Origin of the sequence: Novosphingobium tardum (assembly GCF_042652045.1) — a bacterium.
Taxonomy (GTDB): Bacteria; Pseudomonadota; Alphaproteobacteria; order Sphingomonadales; family Sphingomonadaceae; genus Novosphingobium; species Novosphingobium tardum.
In genome coordinates, this window is record NZ_JBHSDR010000006.1 from 582222 (window position 1) to 604981 (window position 22760).

The window sequence follows — 22760 nt, forward strand, 5'->3', positions numbered from 1 at the left end:
AGTCCGGCATTACCAGGTTGATGCAATCCATGATTACCCGCTCGCTGCCAGCTTCCGCGCTTCCCTACCGGGCAGTGCCGATGGCTGTGGCTTGCGGAACGCGCACCTTTTCGCCGCGTAATTCATCGATTGCAGACACGCAGAAACCGTCGCCGAGCGGCGGGCGCATCGCGCCTTTCTTCGGCATTCAAAATCACACGACCGCAAGCTGCCGGGCACGCTGCCCAGCGCTGGCGGTTCGTGTCGCAACATCAACGCGCGCCGCCAGCCGGGGGCAATACCGCTGGACGCGCGCCAGGAGATCTACAGATGACTACGCGCATGCTAATCGATGCGCGCCACCAGGAAGAAACCCGGGTGGCGGTGCTGAAGGGCAACCGGATTGAGGAATTCGACTTTGAATCTGCTGATCACAAGCAGATCAAGGGTAATATCTATCTCGCCAAGGTAACCAGGGTCGAGCCGTCGCTGCAGGCGGCGTTCATCGACTTTGGCGGCAACCGGCACGGGTTCCTCGCGTTCAGCGAAATCCACCCGGACTACTACCAGATCCCGAAGGAGGACCGCGAGGCCCTCCTCGCGGAAGAGGCCGCTCACGCCGAGGAAGAGGCAGCGCTGCGCGCCGCCGAGGACGCCGACGACGAGTATGGCGACGATGGCGGACGCGATCCGGATGACGACGACGAAAGCAGCGACGCGCTTGCCGACGAACTGATCGGCGAAGACGGCGTTACCGAAGTCGACACCTCCGAAAAGGACGAAGTGTCCACGATCGAGGACGGCCACGTTTCCAGCGCTGATTCCGATTCCGAGGCCGAAGGCGACGACGGCGAGGACGAGGCGGAAAACGCCGATCGCAACGGCGACGAAGCCGAAGGCGAAGACGGCAACCGCCAGCGCCGCGGGCGTGGCCGTGGCCGTGGCCGCGCGCAGACAAAGCAGGCCGACGAGCTGCGCGACAAGCGCATGGCCCTGCGCCGCCGCTACAAGATCCAGGACGTCATCCATCGGCGTCAGGTCCTGCTCGTTCAGGTCGTCAAGGAAGAGCGCGGCAACAAGGGCGCGGCCCTGACCACCTACCTCAGCCTTGCCGGGCGCTACTGCGTCCTCATGCCCAATTCGAGCCACGGTGGCGGAATCAGCCGCAAGATCTCGAGCGCGGCCGATCGCAAGCGCCTGAAGTCGATCATCTCCGAGCTTCACCTGCCCAAATCGATGGGCTGCATCGTCCGCACCGCCGGACTCAGCCGCACCAAGCCCGAGATCAAGCGCGACTTCGACTATCTCGCCCGCCTCTGGGACGAGATCCGCGAGAACACGCTCAAGTCCAGCGCGCCGGCGATGATCCATTCGGACAGCGACCTGATCAAGCGCGCTATCCGCGACATCTACAACCGCGACATCGAGGAAGTCGTCGTCGAGGGCGAAGCCGGCTACCGTGCGGCGAAGGACTTCATGAAGCTGCTGATGCCCAGTCACGCCCGGCGGGTACAGCCTTATGCCGACGCTGTGCCCCTGTTCCAGCGCTATGGCGCCGAGGATCAGCTCACCGCGATGTACGACCCTGTCGTGCAGCTGAAGTCCGGCGGATACCTGGTGATCAACCCGACCGAAGCGCTGGTTTCGATCGACATCAACTCGGGACGGTCGACCAAGGAGCACGGGATCGAGGCGACCGCGGTCAGCACCAACGTCGAGGCAGCCCGCGAAATCGCGCGCCAGTTGCGCCTTCGGGACATGGCCGGCCTGATCGTGATCGACTTCATCGACATGGAGTACGGCTCCAATGTCAGAAAGGTCGAGAAGACCCTCAAGGAAGCGCTCAAGAACGATCGCGCGCGCATCCAGGTCGGACGCATTTCCGGGTTCGGCCTGATGGAGATGAGCCGCCAGCGCCTGCGCACCGGCGTGCTCGAGGCGACCACCCGGTCGTGCCCGCACTGCGACGGCTCGGGTCTTGTCCGCACAGCATCGTCCGCAGGGCTTTCGGCGCTGCGTCTGATCGAGGACGAAGCAGCCAAGGGCAAGGGCAGCGTTATCACGCTGTTCGCCAGCCAGGAGGCCGCGATCTACCTCCTCAATGCGAAGCGTTCCGACCTGGCGGAGATCGAGGCGCGCTACGGCGTCCGGGTCGAAGTCGTGCCGGAGGGCGAGAACGAGGGCGCGAAAATGCGCGTCGCTTCGTCCGGACCGCGCCCGGCCTCACCGCCGCAGTTCGCACCGATCCTTGACCTGTCGAGCGACGACGATGTCGAGGAGGACTTCTTCGACGACGAAGAAGAGGAAGAACAGGAAGGTCCGCGTGAATCGCGCGGTCGCGGCCGCGAGGATCGTGGGGGCGAATCGCGCGCTGAAGGCGAAGGTGACGACGGCCAGCGGCGCAAGCGGCGCAAGCGCCGTCGCGGTCGCCGTATCCGCAACGAGGATGGCAGCGAGAGCTACGCAGAAAACGGTGACGACGCTGCGCAGGGCGCAGGCGAGGCCGACGAGGGAACCGAGCCGGGCGAGGACGAGGCCTTCGCCTCGCGCGAGGAGGGCGAAGCCGGCGAAGGCGACCAGACGCGCAAGCGGCGTCGCGGCAGGCGCCGGCGTCGCGGTGGCGAACGCAACCGCGACGATCAGTTCGGCGAGAACGGCGAAGCTGTCGAGCCGACTGACGAAACCGGCGGAAAATCGCCCGTGGCCGAACCTGCCGTTGTCGATGCGGTGGCAGCGGAAGTCTCGGCGCCGCTCGCCGATGTCCCGCTCGGCGAGGAGGCTCCCACGCCGGGCAAGCCGAGGCGCAGCCGGCGCAAGGCCGTAGCGGCTGACACCGCCGCGGCCCCGGCTACCGAAGCCGAAACGCCTGATGTGACGCCAGCCGGCGAAACCGCTGCGCCAGTCAAGCCCGCTCCGCGCAAGCGGACGCGCAAGGCAGAGGTAGCTCCGGTTATCGAGGCTCAGGGCGAAGAGCCCGCGCCTGCTTCGGCGCCGGAACCGGAAGCTGCGACGGTCGCGGCTCCCGCACCGGTCAAGCGCCCGCGGACGCGCAAGAAGGCTGATGAACCCTCGGTCGCGAGCGGTGAACTGCCCGACACCGCCACTCCGGTCGAGCCAACGCCGGCAACCCCTGCCGAAACACCTACAGGGCTCGCGCAGGACGCCACGACAACCGAACTCCAGGACGCGGAAGGTGAAGGCGAATCGCCACGCCGCGGCTGGTGGCAGCGCACCTTCGGGGCGTGACCGAATAGACCGGGCGGGTCCATCGCGGCCCGCCCGGCAATTCCCGCCGCACCGATGTGCGGCTTCGCGCACTCCAGAACGTCATCGGTAATGACGGCCGCTCGACTGGGCGAGCGTTACCGATGGAACGTCAGACGATGCGCATGATCACCTCTCGCCTCACCTTGCCGTTGCTCGCGCTGGCGGGAACGACATCTCCGGCCCAGTCTGCCGCGCCCGCCGATGGCTCTGCATTCTCACTTCAGCCCAGGCCTGCCGAAAAGGCAGGACCTGAATGGCCGATAAGGCGCGGTTCCGGCGAGCGGCTTGCTGATTTTGCGCTGCCGGCTCTCCATGCCGGCGAAACTCTCCTGCCCGCAGTAGTGGCGAAACCGCGGACGACCGGATTCTGGCTCCGGCCTTCGCACACTTCGTCACGCCGGTTCTCTTCGGGCAGTCCCGGCGGACGGGCGATGAGCGCGGGCCTTGTTGCGGGAGCAACCGGGACGCTTCCGGGGATCGGAGAGCTTTCGCTTTCCGCCAACGCAGTTCACGCGCGCCGCCCCCATTCGCTTTATGCCGGAGGGAGCCGCTACAGCAGCGACGACACGCTGGGCATCGCAGGATCGTGGCGCGCGTCAAAAGCCCTGACCCTCGGACTTGCAGCGCGGACCGTCCATTCAAGCGGGCGCGGCAATCCAATCCAGCGGATGGTCGATCTCGCCGCAGGCGACCCAATGGCCAAGAGCGGCATCGCGCTGACCATGGACCTTGCCACCGGTTTCGCTCCCATCGCTGCCACGCTCGGCCTTCGCCTGCGCGACGACCACGTCTCGGCTGCTGACGCCGCACTCCTCGGCACGCGTGGCGGCCGCTCGGACAAGGCCGTCGAAATGACCTTACAGCGAAGGTTCTGAAGCGCTTGCCCCCAGCGATGCAATCGCTAAGAACACCTTGAACTTGCGCCGGCCACGGCCATCGCGCAGGGAATTTGCGTGGCTTCAGGGGCTTGGTGTTATGGCGACCTTCACTCTTCCCAAAAACAGCAAGATCACGGGCGCGCCGCACACTCATGCCAGCGAGACGCGCGGCAAGATCCGCAAGTTCAAGGTCTATCGGTTCGATCCGGACAGTGGCCAGAACCCCCGGTTCGACACGTTCGAGATCGACCTCGACGCGTGCGGCCCGATGGTCCTCGACGCGCTGATCAAGATGAAGTCCGAGCAGGATCCCACGCTCACCTTCCGCCGCTCGTGCCGCGAGGGAATCTGCGGGTCGTGCTCGATGAACATCAATGGCCGCAATGCCCTGGCCTGCACCACCGCGATCGAGGACCTGAAGGGCGACGTGCGGATCACGCCGCTGCCGCACATGGACGTCATCAAGGACCTGGTGCCCGATTTCACCCATTTCTACGCCCAGTACGCCTCGATCCGCCCCTGGCTCCAGACCGTCTCGCCCACACCTTCGGGCAAGGAACGGCTGCAATCGCCCGCGCAGCGCGAGAAGCTCGACGGGCTGTATGAGTGCATCCTTTGCGCGTGCTGCAGCACCTCATGCCCCAGCTACTGGTGGAATTCCGACAAGTTCCTGGGGCCCGCCATCCTGCTCCAGGCCTATCGCTGGCTGGCAGACAGCCGCGACGAAATGACGGGCGAGCGGCTCGACGAGCTGGAGGATCCCTTCCGCCTTTATCGCTGCCACACGATCATGAATTGCGCCAACGTCTGCCCCAAGGGCCTTTCCCCCGCGCGGGCGATCGCCGAAATCAAGAAGATGACCGCCGAACGGCTGGTCTGACCTAGCGGTGAGCGACGGCCCGGGCTTCGAAAGCTTTCCCGATCCGGAACATCCTGGCTGGTACACGTGGCAACTGAAGGACCCGACGCGGTTCAACACGTGGATGTTCGAGAAGCTGATCGTCCGCCGCGACGACGACGGGAAAGCACGGCTGCGGATGTTCCCGCAGCGTCACCACACCAATCTTCAGGGAATGATTCACGGCGGCACGACCCTCGCGCTGATCGATGTCGGCCTTTTCGCATGCTCGCGCATGCTCGGCATTATCGAGGCCGGCACGGCCCTCACCCTCGACATGTCGGTCCAGTTCATTGGCGCAGGCAAGGAAGACCGGCCCTGCGACGCGGTGATCGAGTTGCTGAAGGAAACTCGGCGGCTGGTGTTCCTGCGCGGGATTGTCGAACAGGACGAGGGCCCTATCGCTGCCTTTTCAGGCACGATCCGCAAGCCGACCGCGCGCTGAGGCGCAATCGTTGACCAGGGTCGTCGAAGCCTATGCGCAGCTCGTGGCAGCGGGCGAACTGCGTCCCGATCCCGAGCAGGCCGAGGCCGCCGCGCGGCTGGGCCGCCTGCAGGACGAGCTTGAGGCCGGCAACGGCGAGGCGGGTCTTCTCGGGCGCCTGCTGGGGCGAAAGCGCGCAACTCCGCGCGGGGTCTACCTGTGGGGCGGGGTCGGGCGCGGAAAGTCCATGTTGATGGACCTGTTCCACGATTGTCTGGCGATCCCGCAGAAGCGCCGTGTCCATTTCCATGCCTTCATGCTCGAGGTTCATGCACGCCTCCGCGAGGAGCGGCGCAAGGAACGAGGCGATCCCATCCTGCCGGTCGCGGCGGACCTGGGACGCGAGTTGCGCTGCCTCGCGTTCGACGAGATGGTGGTCAACAACAGCGCGGACGCCATGATCATGAGCCGGCTGTTCACCGCGCTGATCGATGGCGGCCTGACGATCGTCACGACATCGAACCGTGCACCCGGCGACCTCTACAAGGACGGGCTGAACCGCGAGCACTTCCTACCCTTCATCGGCTTGATCGAGCAGCGACTGGACGTGCTGCCGCTCAACGGCCCCGTCGATTACCGCCTGGAACGCCTGGGCGGCGCCGACACCTGGTATGTGCCCAACGGTCCCGCCGCTACCGAGGCGGTCCGCGAGCTGTTCTTTCGTCTGACCGACTATCCGCCCGAAGACAGCGAGCACGTGCCGGCGGCCGAGCTGGATGTCGGAGGCGGGCGGACGCTCCATGTTCCCAAAAGCCTGAAGGGAGTCGCCGTTTTCAGCTTCAAGCGATTGTGTGGCGATGCGCGGGGTGCGGCGGATTATCTCGCGGTGGCGCAGCATTATCACACGGTAATCCTCGTCGGAATTCCGAAGCTGGAGGCCGATCGCCGCAACGAAGCCGCGCGCTTCGTCACGCTCATCGACGCCCTCTACGAGCATCGCGTGAAACTGATCGCGACGGCCGATGCGACCCCCGAAGAACTTTATTTGCAAGGCGATGGACGATTCGAGTTCGAGCGCACCGTCTCACGCCTGACTGAAATGCAGTCGGCCCAATACATGGCCCTCGGGCACGGAGAGGAATGAGATGGATCAGAAGCTGGGCGAAGCGGTGATCAGCAAGGTTCCCGCAGTAACCCTGGGCTTCTGGATCATAAAGATACTTGCGACGACGCTGGGCGAGACCGGCGGCGACACGCTCTCGATGACGTACGACCTAGGTTATCTCGCCAGCAGCGCGATCTTTCTTCTCCCGCTGATCCTGCTGGTCTGGGCGCAAGTGGTCGCTCGCCGGTTCCATCCCGCGCTGTACTGGGCAACGATCATCGCTTCCACGACGGCAGGCACGACCTTCGCCGACTTTGCCACGCGCTCGCTGGGAATCGGATATCCCGGCGGCTCGCTCCTGCTTTTCGCCCTGGTTCTGAGCAGTCTTGCGATTTGGCACAGGACAACTGGAACGATCTCGGTCGATCGCGTCGCGTCGGCCCAGTCGGAACGGTTCTATTGGGCGACGATCACTCTGTCGCAGACGCTTGGAACTGCCTTGGGCGATTGGGTCGCCGACGGCACTCTGGGTTACCTTGGCGCAGCCGCCCTTTTCGGGTCCGCTCTTGCCGGCCTCGCCCTGCTCTACCGCTACACCGCGGTCAGTCGGGTCGGATTGTTCTGGGCCGCGTTCATCCTCACGCGCCCGCTCGGCGCAACGGTCGGCGACTTCCTGGACAAGCCGCTGGACAAGGGCGGCCTCGATTTCAGCCGCCCCCTTGCATCGCTGACACTGGGAGTCGCGATCATCCTGCTGATCGCCCTTGTTCCACAACGGCCGGCGATCAAACCGCAACCGGTCTCCGCTGACTGAATGGAATCCGCCCCACCGGCCTTTCAGCCAAGCGTGAATGAGCGTCCGACGGGAAACGAAACCCTCGTCTTGCGTTCCAGCGCTTTTCCGAAGCTCCTAGAAACGCAAGCGGCCGCACTCCAAAGGAGCGCGGCCTGCCGCAATTCGTTAATGTAAGACCGCCCCCCGCTCACCGGCTTCGAAAGATGAAACCGAGTCGCAATTGATTCGCGGTATTCCGGGAAGGGCTGGATATTGCCGGCTTGAAGCCGAAAATTCCCGCGCTTCCAGAAAGTTAGCTCAGTTGAAGAGCCACTTCCAGATGTTCCAGCCGGTATCCATTGCGAAGTCTCCATTTGGTTTAGAGACCTCGCTGTTAACCTAAACAGCCATGGTTAACAAGGAGCTAAGGATTCGCGCGCTCTTCTCCTGTGCGAAGCAGTTCGGCGCGGAATTCGGAAAACTTCAGCGGGTGCCCGATGAAATACCCCTGGCTGATGTCACAGCCCATCGCATCGAGCATGCGGAAGGTTGCGTCGTTTTCCACCCCTTCCGCCACCACTTCCTGTCCCAGCGCATGGGCAAGCCCGATCGTGCTGGCGACAATGTGCTGGTTACGCTCGCTCGACGTGATCATGCTCACGAACCGACGGTCGAGCTTGATCTCGTCGCTCGGCATTTCGGCAAGGTAGGCAAGGCTCGCCTCGCCGGTGCCGAAGTCGTCGATCGAGAGGCGGAAGCCCATCGCGCGCAGCCGATTGAGGTTCTCGCGCGCGGCATGGCGGTTGCGCATGCCCCAGGTCTCGGTCACCTCGAACGTAATGTTGCGGCAATCGATCGAACGCTTCCGGACGATCTCCGCCACCGCCTCGACCAGCCCGCCCTTATCCACCATCTGCGCCGACAGGTTCACGCTCATTTGGAAGTCGGGGATGAGTTCCATCAGGCGCAGCGATGCGGTGATCGCTTCCTCCAGCACCCAGTAGGTGATCGTGTCGATCCGACCGGCGCGCTCGGCCTGCAATATGAAGGCGTCTGGCGGGATCGGGCCGCGCGTCGGATGGTCCCAGCGGATCAGCGCTTCCGCTCCCCTCACCCGGCGCCGGCGATGGTCCCACTGGGCCTGGTAGGCGAGCCAGATGTCGCCCTTGCGCAGACCCTCGTCGATGCGCGCATTCAGCGACAGCTCCCAAGTCGCTTCGGCGAGCCGGTCGGGCGCGAACTCTTCGACCAGGCGGACGTTCTTCTCGGCCTCGGCGGCGCTGGCGACTGCGGAATTGATGCGCGTCGAGGGCGGCTGCGACGCGTTACGATCGAGCCCGAAGTGGATGTTCGTGTCGAACGTGTAGCCGCCAATGCCGAGAGGTGCGGTGAACAGCGAGCGCAGGCCCTCGAGATGGCCGAGCTGCGCCTCGAGCGGCTTGGCATCCTCCACCCAGGCGAAGTGGCCGGCATCGTCGTGGTAGATTACCGTCGACCCACACCCGAGCGAAAGCCGGCGGGCGATCTGGTGAGCGCATTCCGCGTGAAGGTCGCGCGGGAGCGTTGCGAGGAATTCCTCGTAGCGGTTGATCGACGCCACGACGAGGTCCTGGCTGTCGTTGATCCCGTCCTCGACCAGCGCGGCGAAGTTGGGAAGGCCCGAGGCGCTGGTATGTTCGACCCTCTGGCGCCACCGCTGCCACAAGCGGATCGAGCCATAAAGGAACATCGCCACGATGGCAGGACCAGGCGCACTGTAAACGGATTCGTGCTGCGCAAGGCCGGGCAGCACCACCACCGATGCCACCGCAATCCCATAGAACACCAATTTGCCGCCGCGGTCGCGTCGCCGCGAGCCCAACGAGGCGAAGATGGCGAACAACGCGATGAGCGGAAGCCAGCCCAGATTGCGCGGCGTCCCGGCGCGCAGTTCGTCGGCGCCCGCGATATCGAGATAGACCGGCGCAACCTTGCCGCGGCCGAACCAGCCCAGGGGCTGCTGAGCCTCGGAGCCGAGGTTTGCGACGATGACATTTTTTCCAGCCAGGCTGCGCAGGGCGGCGGCGTCGTTCTCAAGTGTCGCCGCACTCACGGTCGTGACCGAATCGGGTTCGACCGCGAAATTCGGGAAGTAGAGACCCCCGTCGGCCTGGTAGCGATTTGCCAGGACCGTGCTGAGCGTAGGGTAGATCTTCTGCCCCACGCGAACCGTGTAGGGCGCTGAAATGGCGTAGCCGAAGAAGTTGACGTTCCAGCCCGAGACGACGACGTCATGGCTTCCCACGATCGACGCTGGTGGCACCGAGATCTTGCGATATTCGACGTCGTCGACCCCGATTTCGGGATGAACGACAAGCACGGCAGTGTTGCCAAGCGCGTCGAGGGCGCGCGTCAGCGACTTGTCGTTACTATCTGAAATAAAGGTGTTCTTCGACACGTCCAGGAAGACGCGTGCAGGCTTTTGCAGGCGGATGCGGTCGAGCGTTCGCGCCTGGAGATTGCGCGCGGCAATGTTTCCGGCAGTGTCGCCCTGCGGTGTTTCGGGCAGCGTGACGACGACGGTGTTGCTCAAAGCTGCTGTGGATTGCAGCTTGAACCAGACATTCCAGTAGACGTGGCTGATCGGCTCGACGAGCTTGATCGCTCCGCCGATGACGGCGAGGGCCACTGCGATCTTCAAGGGAGTGAAAAGGCCCGCGCGCATAAAACCTTCTTGGGAGGTGACCTCCCGGCACTACCAGCACATGGTTACCGATCACTTACCTTGAGGTGTTAGGAAACACCTAGGCCCGCCAGCGAACGGTCGAGCATCAGCATCTGCCAGATGAGCCTGCTGTGATCCGAGCGCCCGGCTATGTGCGCCTCGACCAGCGAACGCAGCCGGGCCGCATCGAACCAGCCGGTTCGCGAGAGGAGACTGGTGTCTGCGATGGCCCTCGCCTCGCCCGCCAGCGGTCCGCGCAGCCACGCGGCGATCGGCGTCACGAAGCCCATTTTGGGGCGCAACAGCAGCGGTTCGGGCAGGTAGCGGCGCATCACCTGCTTCATCAGCCACTTGCCCTGCATCCCCCGTATCCGCATGCGTTCGGGCAAGGCGGCGGCGAATTCCATCAGCCGGTGATCGAGCAGCGGTTCTCGGGCTTCGAGGCCGACCGACATGCTTGTTCGGTCGACCTTCGTCAGAATGTCGCCAGGCAGCCAGAACTTGAGATCAGCATATTGCGCCCGGTCCAGCCCGGAACGCGCCGGCGCATCGCGCATCAGGGCGATCAGCGGCTGTTCGGCGCGGTAGCTCCCGCGCAAGCGGAGGAACGACTGTGAGTAGATGCTATCGCGCAATTCGGGCGAGGTGACCGCAAGCGCGCGGGCGTATCCCTCTTCCCCACTGCCCGCCAGCGCGAGCAGCGTGGATTTCGCGCGAAATGGACGCGGCGCCCAGTCCGCCTTGGGGTAGAAGCGCCCCGCCCCGCCGAACAGTGGCCCTCGCAAAGCCGAGGGCACGATCCGCCGGACCTGTTCTTCGCGAAACTGGAATGCCTGGCGGCGATATCCCGCCAGCGCTTCGTCGGCCCCGTCGCCCGACAGCGCCACGGACACGTGCTGACGCGCAAGCTCGCACACCCTCAGCGTGGGCAACGCCGAGGCGTCGGCGAATGGTTCGTCGAAGATCGCCGGCAGTCGCTCGACCGCCGACCAGTCTTCGGGCGAAACCATCTTTAGATGGTGGTCTGTCCGGAACCGTTCGGCGACGGCCGCGGCGTAGCCGCTCTCGTCGAAACCGGAAACGTCGAACCCGATCGAGCAGGTGGTGACCGGCTTCGCGCTGGCCTCGGTCATCAACGCCACTACGGACGAGCTGTCCACCCCTCCGGAAAGGAAGGCGCCCAGAGGAACGTCGGCGCTCATCCGCGAGGTCACCCCCTCGCGCAGGCGATGCAGCAATTGCGCGCCGAGATCGTCCGCCCCGCCGCGGTTCCTGTGCGCGAACGAGACGTCCCACCACTGCACCGGCGGAGAGGGCGGCCGATCGTGCCGGAGCAGGCGGTAATGACCTGCCGGCAGCTTTTCGACCCCCGCAAGGATCGATCGATGATCGGGAACATAGCCCCAGGCCAGGTAATCTTCGATCGCCAAGGGGTCGACCTCTCGGCGGAGCAGCGGATGCGCCATGAGCGCCTTGAGCTCGGAACCGAAGATCACGCTCCCGTCGCTCAGCGCGGCGGTGAACAGCGGCTTCACTCCCAGCCGGTCGCGGGCGAGAAGTAACTGCCGCGAAGGCAGGTCGTAGAGCGCGAAGGCGAACATGCCCTGCAGCCGGTCGAGGCAACCCACGCCCCACTTCTGCCAAGCCGCAAGGATCACCTCGCCGTCGCCGTCGGTGTGGAAGATCGCGCCAAGCGCGCGCAGTTCCTCGCGCAACTCCCGGTAATTGTAGATCTCGCCGTTGAATGTCAGCATCGCGCGCCCGTCGCTCGACGCCATCGGCTGGGGCGATCCTGCAAGATCGATGATCGACAGCCGCCGGTGTCCAAGGCCCACGCCGGGAGCCGTCCAAACCCCGCGGCCGTCTGGCCCACGATGCGCGATCACATCGCACATCCGCTCGACCCTGGCGGGATCGACGGGCTTCGCCGTGGCGCAATGAAAGATCCCGGCAATCCCGCACATGATGGAAGCGCTAGCGGGTCCCGCCGATGCGGTCCATCCACGGCCCGGTCGGACCGCCCGCACGAAGGAAGCGTCGGATCGCTTCATCCGCCGGCGCGCCCTCACGCTCTTCCGCCGAGACGATCAGCACTGCCGTGGGGTGCGCCCGCAGGAACAGACGGTCGGCGATGTTCGCGAGCTTGAGACGGATGTTGCTGCCGGTCAGGACGGAGCCGCTGCGATAGAACGTGGCCGCTTCGCGTTCTACCGGGCCGGGCGCCGACAGACGCTGGACGATACTGCCTGCGATCGCCGGACCGGGCGAACGCCAGGCCCATCCGCTGTCGGGGGGCATTGCGCCCTGGCCGAACCCGCCCGCCTCGCGGCCCTCGCCCTGGCTGGCGTATAGTGCGTAGGACACCTCGACCCGGCGCCCTTCTGTATCGGCGTAGGACCCCAGCAGGCGATGGTCCGCCCCGCCATGCAGGGGTTCCCACGGATACGCGGGCGAGTACGTGACGCGGTGCCATCCGCTGACCTGCGGCAAGTCGACTTGGGCCGGCAACTTGGCGGCCAGCCTCCCCGCTGCCGTCGACCAGCCGAACGCGGCCGTGGCGATCAGCATGATTAAGCCGATGGCCGCCCCCGCGCCGATCGTCGCCTCCGCCAGCCGGCTGAGAGGGCGGGACGACATGATCCGCTCGGCGTCGATCGTATGGCCGGTGGGCGCGCGATCGAAATATCGCCACGCCAGGCCCATCACGAGGGCAATCACGAAGGCAAAGAAGAACCAGCCGTAGAGTACATGATCGAACCCGCTGGCGAATTCGATCCCGCGCCATTCGGCAATGCCGATTGTGCCCCAGGCTCGTATCCCGTTAGCGACGATGGGCACGACGATGCAGGTGGCCATGAACAGGCACCGGCGGAGGGGCGAAACGAAGCAGACATTCGCCACCAGCGCCCCGAGCGCGATCATCGCGACAAGAAACTTCGCTCCCGAGCACGCCTCGGCCACCTCGAAGTACCCAGCGGGAGTGGTGATGAATACGCCCTGCAACACCGCCGGAATGTTCGTCAGGTCAAGCAGCGTCACGGCCAGCCGCGCGGTGACGAGCTGGAGTTGCGGTACGATCTCCTCGCCCAGCGGGACCAGGAAGAGCATGTAGGCCAGCGGAAAAGCGAGCCCCGCCGCGACACGCGGCCCAAGGATCGCCGCAACCGCGCCCTGCAGCATCACGACGGCGCCGAGCTGGCGCAGCACCGAGAGCCCGGCGAACGAGCCCAGAACCCAAACGAACGCTGCCCCGCCTACCAATACCAGACCGGGCCACCACGCCGACACGGGAAGGCGCGCGACCTCGTGCCGCCGGATCGTGACCAGCCAACCGATGATGAAAGGCACCAGCAGGATGTGATTGAACGTGGAGCTGTTCCACCACTGGTCGGCCATGTCGCGCCAATCGTCCGCACACAGCACGATGAGCGCGATCCACGATGCTGCCAGCCGTGCAAGTGGCGCGCGCCAGGCCTCGGGCAGCGCATCCCGCAGACGAGACGGACGCGCCTTGCCCAGTGCAAGTTCAGGCAGCATCGCGCGCCTCAGACGAGGCAATGCCGACAAGGCGCGGAAGCTGCGCCAAGGCTTCGGTCCAACCGTGATGCGCGATCACGAAGTCCCGCGCCGCCTGGCCTATTCGCGTTCGCTCTTCCGGCGAGCGCAACAGCGCGATTGCGCGTGTCGCGAACTCGTCGTCGCTGTCTGCTATCGCGAAATGGATACCATCGCAGCCCGCGATGCCGGTGGCCGCCTGAGGCGAGACCAGCACAGGGCGTGCCATCGCCATGGCCTCCAGAACCTTGTTCTGAATACCCCGCGCAATGATGAGCGGCGCGATGACAAGATCAGCGGCGGCAAGCCACGGCCGCACGTCAGCCACCTCGCCGTGGACCGTGCAACCGTCGCGCCCGTCCAGAGCGCGGACCGCAGCAGTCGGCGCGCGACCGACGACGTGAAAGCGCGCGCCCCGCATGTCGGCCGCGATGAGCGGGAGGATCCGTGTCGCGAAGCGGACCGCCGCGCTGACGTTTGGCGGATAATCCATCTGCCCGACGAATACGATGTGCGGCCCCTCGTCCGCGCCGATGATTTGCGCTGACCCCACGTTCGCAGGATCGAAACTGTCTGCGTCGATGCCGTTGCCCATGACGGCAACCTTGGCATCCCGCACCTGCGCCAGATCCAGCCGGCGGGAGAACAGTGCCGCTTCTTCCACAGTCACCAGCAGGCTTACGGACGCCCGTCGATGAACGTCGCGCTCCCACTTCGCGAGCAGCCGGGCCTCTCGCCGATAGAGCGTCCTCAGGGGCTGGCGCGCCGTTAAGGCGTATTCCTCGAATTTGGCGGAATCGACGTCGACGAAATCCATCACGACCCGGCCCGGGAAGTCGTGCGGAATGTATTGGGCCATTTGCGACGAGAAGACGAAAATCGCTGAAATGGGCCGCTCGCGCAGCGTCTTGGCGACCCAGCGGTGCAGCCGCGCGCTGGCGAAGGCGGGTATGGAAACCGGATGGCCGCTGCCCAGTGCTTCGAGCCCGGCAAGCGCCAGGGACTTGCTCCGCCGGACGAGGCAATGGCTGGCGCTGTGCGCGGCCAGCTCGCGTTTGCTAGCAAGATCGACCGCATTCTCGGCAAAGGTACCGACATGAACCGGGGCAAGAGCGCCCAGCGCCGCAAGAATCCGCGACGAACGAATCTTGTCGCCGCGATCCGCCGGAAAGGGGATCCGGTGCGCGAGAAAGAGGATCTCGCCGCTCACGCCAGCCCGTTCGAAATGAGGGGGCCGAGCGCGTCGGCCACCCTTGCCGGCAGGCGCCGCCATGCAGTGATGCGCAGCCGGTGCCGGGGGCTGAGCGGATCAACATCTCGCAGGACGAGGCCGGGCGAGCTCCACTGCGCGTATGCCAAGGGCTCGGGTGTGAAGCCCCAGTTGCGCTTGAAGTGGTAAGCACCGCTCCCGATCTTCGACCGGCCGAAATCGAACGTCTTGCATCCGCGCTCGCGCGCGCGGCGCATCAGCGCGAAATACATGAGGTCGTTGGCCCGCGCGTTGCGCGCCCGGGTGGTTCCGCCGCCCCAATATGGCATCACCACGCCGCGGTGATAGAGACTGAGGACGCTGGCAACCGGCTCTCCGCCATCCAGCACGGTCAGTATTTCGGCATCGGGGCCGAACCGGTCGAGCACTTCGCCGAACAAGCGGCGCGGGAAAACGGGCGTCCCCAGATTATGGACGCTTCGGGCAAAGACCAGATGGTGCATCGCACGGTCTTCGGCGCCAACGCCAACCCGCACGCTCAATCCGGCAGAGAGCCCCTTGCGGACTTCTGCGCGCTGCTTGCGCGGGATCGCCATAAGCTGCGCCTCGTCGTCGGCGGCAAGGGTTGCCGCAAACCCCGCATGGGCATCGCTCCTGATCGACCAGCCGGCGCCCTCGGGCGGAAGAGCGCCGCCGCGTAATTCAATTCCGGGGCAGGCAAGCCTCTGTGCCAGCTCCTCGGCCGCGGCAGTCATGTAGGCGACGGCATACGGATCGACCCCCAGGATCCCGCCGCCGACCGCGAATCCGCTCGACACGAGGGCGCGGCCGAACAAACCGGAATGAACTTCGTGAACCGGCAGCACCGCCGCGATTTTCGGCCCGCGACGCACGACGAGGACGTGCAGTCGATGACCTGTCGCAGCGACGATTGCATCGAGCCATTCCGGCCTGTGGAACGGCGTCGCGGCCGGATGGTCCGCAACGAATGCAGTCACTGCCGCGCGTTCGTTCACATCCCGCCAGTCGACAAGTTCGGGCGGGCCGAGAATCTGGGTGAAAGGCGCGTTCATGCCAGGGCCAGCGCCTCGCGCGCCGCGAGGTCATCGTAGCGCCCCCAAGCGAATTCCCCGGCCAGCCGGCCAAGCTTGCCCTCCATCTCCGCCAGGCCGGTGTAGTGGCGCAGGCGCGAGCGCAACTTCGCTCCCGGCACGCGCGGCTGGTCGGGATCTATTTCCCACGGATGAAAGTAGAATGCCGCAGGCCGCGCATCGCGCTCGTTCACGCGTTTGATCGCCCAGCGCGCGAGCGCATAGGGCAGGACCCGAAAAAAGCCCCCTCCCCCGGCGGCAAATCTGAGTCCGGCAAATTCGGCCGTCGTCACGGGAACCTCGATGAGCGGGGAATGTGCGACAGGGCGGAAGGCGAACCGGGGCGCGGCACGCCAGCCGTAATGATCGTGCGCTACGGGTGCGACGCTGGAGGAATAGCGATAGCCCTGTTCCGCCAGGATCTCGTGCGCCCACGGCGTTCGGGCGTCGATCGAGAAGCTGGGGGCACGGTAACCCACCACGGCCTGACCGCACGTCGACTCGAGCAGCCCCGCCGTCCGGCGCAGATCGTCGGCAAAGCTTCGTGCATCGAGCGTATGCACCCTCTGGTGATCCCAACCGTGACTGGCGATCTCGTGCCCCTGCGCCGCAATCCGGCGGAGCATGGCGGGATGTCGCGCAGCAACTATCCCGAGCGTGAAGAAGGTCGCCCTTATCCCCGCCGCATCGAACAGCGCCAGAACCCGATCGCAGTTCGCCTCAACCCGGGTCTCGAGCGTATCCCAGGCCGCGCGCGCGATCGTGCCTTCGAAAGCGCCGACCTGAAACCAGTCCTCGACGTCGACCGACATGCCGTTGATCGGTCGGCCCGACCGGGGGACGGAGTGCTCCATGGCCTTGTCCGCTCAGGCTGCCGCACGATGCGGATCGTCGCTTTCGATCCATTCGATCAGCATGGTCAGGGTATGGCGGATGGTCGCTTCCTGCTCCCCGATCTGCGCCTCCAGCCTGGCGAGGCGACGGGCGAGCGAGGCATCCGGCTGCGCTGCCGGTCCTTGCGTCTCGGCAAGCTCGACAACGGCCTGCTGCAACTCGCGGATCAACTCGAACTGTTCCGCCAGCGCCGCCGCGCTCGCACCTTCGGGCGCGACGATGCCCACCGGAACTTCGGCGTGCACAACTGCGGGCTGAACTTCGCTGGCCTGAGACATTTTCGGAGTATCGCCGGCCATGTCCGCCAGCACGCTGTCGAGCATTTGCAGGTCTATGTCGCGTCGCCCCTCGACCGCGGCCATCAGCATCAGGCGGTGAACGAGCTGGTTGAGCCGCCTCGGCACCCCGCCGCTCTCGCCCGCAAGCTGCGCGTGGACACCCGGCTCGAACGAGGGAGTTCCGGACCACCCGACCAGGCGAAGCCGATGTTCGATGTAGGGGCCGACCTCCGCGGCGCTCATTGCGTCGAGATGGTGTGTTGCGATGACCCTCTGGCGAAGCTGCTCGAGATTGGGTTCGCGCGCCACCAGATCGCGAAACTCGGGTTGCCCGAGCAGGAGGATTTGCAGCAGCGGGTGAGCGCCCAACTGGAAGTTGGACAGCATCCGAAGTTCCTCGAGCGCCTCGATCGAAAGATTCTGGGCTTCATCGACCACGAGCAGGCAGCGCCGCCCGGCACGTGCCTCGTCCTGAAGAAATCGCTCGATCGTACCCAGGGCGGAAGCCTTGTCGCGCCCGCTGACGTCCAGCCCGAAGGCGGCCGCTGCGACGTGCACGAGTTCCGAGCCGTCGAGATTGCTCGTAACGATCTGCCCGGCAGTCAGGCGCGCGCGGTCGATGCTTTGCATCAGGTGCGCCACCAGCGTGCTCTTGCCCGCTCCGATCTCTCCCGTGATGACCATGAACCCCTCAGCCTGCGCCAGTCCGTAACCGAGGTAGGACAGCGCCTTGCGATGGGTCGCGCTTTCGAAATAGAAGGCCGGGTCCGGCGTGAGCTGGAAGGGACGCCCGGTCAGGCCATAGAATTGATCGTACATTCTTCCCACTCCTTCAGAGCGAATAGCGCAGGCCGAGCAGCGCCGACGCGGCCCACTGGTCGTCCACGAGGTCCCGGTCGATACCGTCGAGTCCGATTGCCGCGGTGGCCGTGAGGCGATCGGTCAGGTTGCGAAAATACGAGGCGTTCGCCCCGATCGCGGTCGCATCGCCGGTGCCCGCGAACCCGCTTTTGTAAAGGCTGGCGTAAAGATTGCCGCGGAACGCGGAGCGATGGTTTATGCGCCCCGAGACATAGGCTTGCGCCCAAATGTTCTCGTCGACCACGCCGTTCGCCGCCGCCAGCACGGTTCCGGGCGCAGCGATGAACCGCCGGCGGTCGTAACCGATGCCGAGCCCGTACTGCAGGCGGACGAGGTCGACCGCCCAGCTCGCAGCGATGCCGCGCGCGCGAAACGTCGCCGATGCGACCGACGACAGCGCGTTGTTGAGGCAGCTTCCATCAGACCGTGCGATCACGCAGCCGCCGATGTCGCCGTTCAGCCCGTTGCGAGAAACGGTGAACTCGGTGGGTAGCGCCTCGAGGCTGCGTTGCACCTGCCCGCCGAACCCGGCGATATTGTCGTACGCTGAAATATGCAGCGACATCCGCTGGTTGGGATTGTAACCGAAGGAGCCATAGAAGGTCGTGCTGCCGTATCGGCGGCCTACGTGAGCCTCGAGCGCGGTGCGCCGGCTCGGACGCCACATGACGCCGGCATCCCATGTCAGCCCTTCAACGTCATAGGCCAGCCGGCGCGGCCCGCTCTTGTCGGTGACGAAGCGCCCGTCGCGGCCAATCACGGGATCGCCGGCCGCATCACGCAAGGCGTCACGACTAGAAATCTCGACGTCTTCGTACCCGATGCCTCCCAGCAACGCGTTGTCGAGCGATACAGGAAGGATGAAGTCGGCGCGGACCGATCTTGCATCCACGCGCTGGTCGAGGTTGCTGATGTCCTCGCGGTTCCAGCCGGCCGAGAGGGTGACCCCAACGGGCGCGATAACGCCGGGGCGGATTCCGGCGGAAATCGCGGCCGTCTGGGCGACCGAATCGTCAAACAGATCGATGCGCTGCCCCTCGCCTCCCGCGCGCGCCGAGCCGGGTGCTTCGACGCGGGTGTAACCCACCCGATACGAGCCGCCGACCGCCACGTCGCCCACGTTGGCGCTCAGCGTCGGTCCGGCATAAAGCGAATAGATCCGGCTCGACCGATCGGTGCGGAATGCCGAGTTGAGTGATGCCCCGCCGCCGTTCTCGACGCTGGCGCGGGTGGCGAGCGCACCGGCATCGAGCCGCAGGACACGCGGGATCAGGTCGCTCGAAACCCGCGCCAGGCCGCTGATCACGTCGCCATCGGATTGCTTCGACCCCCAGCCGATCCGCCGCTCGTACCGCAACGAGACCTGGCCTGCGGTATTCCTGCCGGCGATTGTCGCATCCACTCCGGCGGCAAGGCTGGTATATGTCAGCACGTCGTCGCCGGGTGAAAGTTCGGCGACAACCACTTGCCCCAGCTCGATATATGGGACGATCGAGGTTCGTGCGCCATCGCTGCCACGATGGGCCACACGGCTGTCATCGGCATGCGCCGATGGGCGAACATCGGCCCGCGCCAACGCGGGCGACACCAGAAGCGCTCCCAGCACCGCCAGGATCACCGCCCAATACCGGGCCAACCTCATTCGCCGTAGCCGTAGTAACCGCCAAACCGGCGGCCCGTAGGCGAAAACTGGACCCAATTAAGAAGGAGCTGGATCGTCTCGCACCCGCCGAGAAGCGACAAGGCGTCCTTCAGTGCCGCCTCGCCCGTGCGATCGGCGCGCACCACGACGACCGTCTGGCCGACGTGAAGCGCCAGTTCGGAGGCCGGCGATGCGGCCAGCACGGGCGGAGAATCGAATATTATGATCCGGTTCGGCGAATGGTCGGTCAGCCGGTCCAGGACCTGCGCTGTCCGTGCCGACGCAAGCAGTTCGGTGTCGCAACTCGTCATGCGTCCCGCCGGGAGAACCGAAAGTCCCGGTATGTCCGTACCGCTCACGCATTCCTCGACATCGAGGGAAGGATCGGCCAGCGCATCCATAAGGCCCGGCCCGTCCGGGAGCCCTAGCGCTGATAGCACGCTCGGCTTGGCGAAGTCGGCATCGACCAGGAGGACTTCCGTGTCCTTTTCCGCCGCGATCGAGATAGCGAGGTTGATGGCGCAATAGGTCTTGCCCTCGCCCGGCAGCGCCGATGCGACGAGGATCCGTTCGCCATGGATAGGCCCTGCGCCCGCGCGCGATTCCGCTGCGTTGAGAACGAGTTGCCGCTTCACGATGCGGAATTCCTCGAGCAGTCCCGTGACCGGTCCACCCGGCACGATGAAGCCGCCCTCGCGCAAATGGTCGCGATCTATCGAATGGATTTGGCGGGCCGGACTCGGCGACAGTGCGGGGCGCGCAGCAGCAGGCGACGAACGAGCCGCAGTGGCCGAAAAACTTGCCGGCTTCTCGGCGGCGGGAGGCGCCACGGCAGGCGCTGCGCCAGTGCCCAGCCCGTGTAGCCCGAAATGGTCCGTCGCGCGCTCGAGCAGCGATTTCTGCCCCGGAACGTCGATCTTGCGATGCTCGGTCATCATGCCACCATCGCGCGCTGGGCGACTTCGACCGCAATGAGCAGGATGAAGACACCCGCCAGCGCTCCACTGCCGCCGAAGAACCAACGCTTCTGGCGCGAGCGCAAGAGCCGCTGCGCATCGGTGAGCGTTTGGGAAACCGCGCCCAGCACCGGCAGTCCGGTCGCCTCTTCGAGCGCCGCCGTCGTGGCGAAGCTCGAGTTGAGCTGCGTCGCGGCGACCGCCGCGCCCACGCCCGATCCGATCCCCAGGAACAGCACGAGCGCCAACAGCAGCGGCCGATTGGGCGCGACCGGCGCGCGCGGAGTCGTCGGCGGGTCGACCACCTGGAACTTTACCGCGCTGGTCTCGGTCTCGACCTGGCCGCGCAGGCGAAGCTCCTCACGATCCTGGAGGAGCTTATCATACTGGGCCTTGAGCACGTCGTAGTCGCGACCGATCCGCGCGCTTTCGGCCGCGACTTGCGGCTCGCCCACAGCCTTGCCGGAAAGTGACGCCATCTCAGCCTGGAGCGAGGCCTTGCGCGAATAGAGCCCCTGGAGGTTGGCCTGTCGTTCGGCCTTGATTGACAGGAGCGAGCTATAGGCGGGATTGGGCGTGCCCCCAGCCCCGCCAACGGCCACCTGGCGCGACAACGCCGCGACTTGCGCGCGCTGGGCGATGACATCGGGATGGCTGTCAGTCAGCCCGCGCGCCTTCATCTGGGAGAGCTGGGCCTGCGCCTGGGCCAGTACCTCGCGCGGGCTGCCAGTCCCGGCAACGACGATCGTCGCGGGGGTTCCCGCAAGCTGGCCCTCTATGGCCGCCAACGCACTTTGCGCAGCGCCCAGATCGGCATCGATTCCGCGCATCTCGGCGCGCGCCGCTTCGATGCGCTGGTTGAGCGAACCGGCACCCGGGATCATGTCGGCGTTCTGCGCCTCGAACACCATCCGCTTCTGCTCGGCGGCCTCGAGCTCGCGTTTCCGCTGCTCGAGCTGCTGATCCATAAAGGCCAGAGTGTCGGTCATTTCGCCGCGTCCGCCCGAGAGGTTCTCCTCACGGAAGATGTCAATCATCTTCTGGGCGATGTCCTGCGCCAGCCTTGCGTTGGCGACATCGGAATAGCCGCTCTCGCCCGAGGTCGCGCTGATCTCGAACAGGTTGTCCTGGTCGGAACTCACCGTCACGTGCTTGGCGAGTTCGGCAACTTTCAGCTCCATCTCACGCGGGCTGGTCACATCATCGCCCAAACGCGTGGAACGAATTACTTTTTCCAGATTGATCGCACTCGTCAGGGTTTGCCTGACGCGCTGGATGTCGCGCCTCCGGTCGTTTGCGCCGATGCCGATCTGCTCGGCCAGGACATCATCCAGCTGGACGAAGATCCGGGCGCGCGATTCGTAGCTGTTCGGGAAGAAGGCCACGGCCAGCCAGCCGAGCATGCAGATCGCCCAGGCAACTCCCAGCGCCAGCCAGCGACGCTGCCAGGCGCTGTACGCTGCGACGCGCAACTGGCCGAATATGGCGTTCATCGTTCGGTGCCCCCCAGGTGCGCGCCTAGAACGCACTCTCGGGGATGATGATGACGTCGCCGGGCATCAGGAGGACGTTGGCCTTGCTTTCCCCCTTCTTGAGTAGGTCGGCAAGCTTCAGGCCGTATTCCTTCTGCGCGCCGCCGCCGCGATCGAAGCGGATGAGGCGTGCGCGATTACCCGCGGCATATTCGCTCAGCCCGCCCACCGCGATCATCGCGTCGAGCAGGGTCATGTTGGCACGATAAGGGATCGAGGCCGGCTTCTCGGTGGCACCGACGATGCGGACCTGCTGGCTGAAGGTGCCCGAAAATTTGTTCACGATGACCGAAACGAGCGGGTCCTGGATATATTTGGACAGCGATGCCTTGATGTCGGAGGCAAGCGCGGTCGGCGTCTTGCCCACTGCAGGAAGGTCGGAGATCAAAGGCGTGGTGATGCGCCCGTCGGGCCGAACCTGAACGTTCGCTCCCAGTTCGGGATTGCGCCAGACGAATACCGTCAATTCGTCGAGCGGGCCGATCACGTATTCCTCGCCGGGGCCCTCCTTGCCGGCCACGAAGGTGGCCGGGGGAAGTTGCGGGCCGGCGGCAGCGTCGGCGCATCCGCCCAGCGCCAGACAGGCAAGCGCGGCGCCGGCAAGCAGGCGTTCAAACGGCGTGATCGGCATTGAAGGGTCCCCGTGGATGCATCCGCCCCCAAGCACGCCGAATCCGGCGCGCAACTGACGAGGGCGATGATCCGACAACT

At 65.5% G+C, this 22760-nt stretch carries 17 protein-coding genes; 6 read left to right on the plus strand and 11 right to left on the minus strand.

The window, feature by feature from the left end:
- Window positions 1-309: 309 nt before the first annotated feature.
- The 6 genes from ACFO0A_RS10755 (at window position 310) to ACFO0A_RS10780 (ending at window position 7365) form a co-directional block, all read left to right on the plus strand.
- On the plus strand, window positions 310-3225 hold the full coding sequence (locus tag ACFO0A_RS10755) for an Rne/Rng family ribonuclease (RefSeq protein ID WP_379539003.1): 2916 nt from the start codon (window positions 310-312) through the stop codon (window positions 3223-3225).
- A gap of 122 nt (window positions 3226-3347) precedes the next feature.
- On the plus strand, window positions 3348-4121 hold the full coding sequence (locus ACFO0A_RS10760; protein WP_379539004.1) for a hypothetical protein: 774 nt from the start codon (window positions 3348-3350) through the stop codon (window positions 4119-4121).
- A 100-nt stretch (window positions 4122-4221) separates the two neighbouring features.
- Window positions 4222-5004, plus strand: coding sequence for a succinate dehydrogenase iron-sulfur subunit (locus ACFO0A_RS10765; protein ID WP_379539005.1), 783 nt, complete (start codon window positions 4222-4224; stop codon window positions 5002-5004).
- A 7-nt stretch (window positions 5005-5011) separates the two neighbouring features.
- The gene (locus ACFO0A_RS10770) at window positions 5012-5467 is read left to right on the plus strand and encodes a PaaI family thioesterase (RefSeq protein WP_379539006.1); all 456 of its coding nucleotides are present in this window, start codon (window positions 5012-5014) and stop codon (window positions 5465-5467) included.
- A 10-nt stretch (window positions 5468-5477) separates the two neighbouring features.
- A complete protein-coding gene (zapE, locus tag ACFO0A_RS10775; RefSeq protein WP_379539007.1) occupies window positions 5478-6590 on the plus strand; it encodes a cell division protein ZapE in 1113 nt (370 codons plus the stop codon).
- Window position 6591: 1 nt separating this feature from the next.
- Complete coding sequence (locus ACFO0A_RS10780; RefSeq protein ID WP_379539008.1) at window positions 6592-7365, plus strand: COG4705 family protein; 774 nt, start codon at window positions 6592-6594, stop codon at window positions 7363-7365.
- A 385-nt stretch (window positions 7366-7750) separates the two neighbouring features.
- Here ACFO0A_RS10780 and ACFO0A_RS10785 read toward each other — a convergent pair whose 3' ends face one another.
- The 11 genes from ACFO0A_RS10785 to ACFO0A_RS10835 all read right to left on the minus strand — a co-directional run bounded on the left by ACFO0A_RS10785 (window position 7751) and on the right by ACFO0A_RS10835 (window position 22680).
- Window positions 7751-9994: an EAL domain-containing protein gene (locus tag ACFO0A_RS10785; protein ID WP_379539009.1), complete on the minus strand. Its 2244-nt coding sequence runs from the start codon at window positions 9992-9994 to the stop codon at window positions 7751-7753.
- A 104-nt stretch (window positions 9995-10098) separates the two neighbouring features.
- Complete coding sequence (locus ACFO0A_RS10790) at window positions 10099-11994, minus strand: XrtA/PEP-CTERM system amidotransferase (RefSeq protein WP_379539010.1); 1896 nt, start codon at window positions 11992-11994, stop codon at window positions 10099-10101.
- 10 nt (window positions 11995-12004) lie between these two features.
- On the minus strand, window positions 12005-13567 hold the full coding sequence (gene xrtA, locus ACFO0A_RS10795; protein ID WP_379539011.1) for an exosortase A: 1563 nt from the start codon (window positions 13565-13567) through the stop codon (window positions 12005-12007).
- On the minus strand, window positions 13557-14795 hold the full coding sequence (locus tag ACFO0A_RS10800; protein ID WP_379539012.1) for a TIGR03087 family PEP-CTERM/XrtA system glycosyltransferase: 1239 nt from the start codon (window positions 14793-14795) through the stop codon (window positions 13557-13559). Before ACFO0A_RS10800 ends, xrtA begins: the two co-directional genes overlap by 11 nt.
- Window positions 14792-15868: a FemAB family XrtA/PEP-CTERM system-associated protein gene (locus ACFO0A_RS10805; RefSeq protein WP_379539013.1), complete on the minus strand. Its 1077-nt coding sequence runs from the start codon at window positions 15866-15868 to the stop codon at window positions 14792-14794. Before ACFO0A_RS10805 ends, ACFO0A_RS10800 begins: the two co-directional genes overlap by 4 nt.
- Window positions 15865-16740 (minus strand): XrtA system polysaccharide deacetylase, encoded by an 876-nt coding sequence (locus ACFO0A_RS10810; protein WP_379539014.1) that lies wholly within the window; start codon window positions 16738-16740, stop codon window positions 15865-15867. Before ACFO0A_RS10810 ends, ACFO0A_RS10805 begins: the two co-directional genes overlap by 4 nt.
- 12 nt (window positions 16741-16752) lie before the next feature.
- Window positions 16753-17877 (minus strand): XrtA/PEP-CTERM system-associated ATPase, encoded by a 1125-nt coding sequence (locus ACFO0A_RS10815; RefSeq protein WP_379539015.1) that lies wholly within the window; start codon window positions 17875-17877, stop codon window positions 16753-16755.
- 13 nt (window positions 17878-17890) lie between these two features.
- Window positions 17891-19555 carry a preprotein translocase subunit YajC gene (locus tag ACFO0A_RS10820; RefSeq protein WP_379539016.1) on the minus strand — a complete coding sequence of 555 codons (1665 nt, stop codon included), beginning with the start codon at window positions 19553-19555 and terminating at the stop codon, window positions 17891-17893.
- A gap of 2 nt (window positions 19556-19557) precedes the next feature.
- On the minus strand, window positions 19558-20496 hold the full coding sequence (locus ACFO0A_RS10825) for an AAA family ATPase (protein WP_379539649.1): 939 nt from the start codon (window positions 20494-20496) through the stop codon (window positions 19558-19560).
- Complete coding sequence (locus tag ACFO0A_RS10830) at window positions 20496-22010, minus strand: XrtA system polysaccharide chain length determinant (protein ID WP_379539017.1); 1515 nt, start codon at window positions 22008-22010, stop codon at window positions 20496-20498. Before ACFO0A_RS10830 ends, ACFO0A_RS10825 begins: the two co-directional genes overlap by 1 nt.
- Window positions 22011-22035: 25 nt before the next feature.
- The gene (locus ACFO0A_RS10835) at window positions 22036-22680 is read right to left on the minus strand and encodes an XrtA/PEP-CTERM system exopolysaccharide export protein (RefSeq protein ID WP_379539018.1); all 645 of its coding nucleotides are present in this window, start codon (window positions 22678-22680) and stop codon (window positions 22036-22038) included.
- Window positions 22681-22760: the final 80 nt, after the last annotated feature.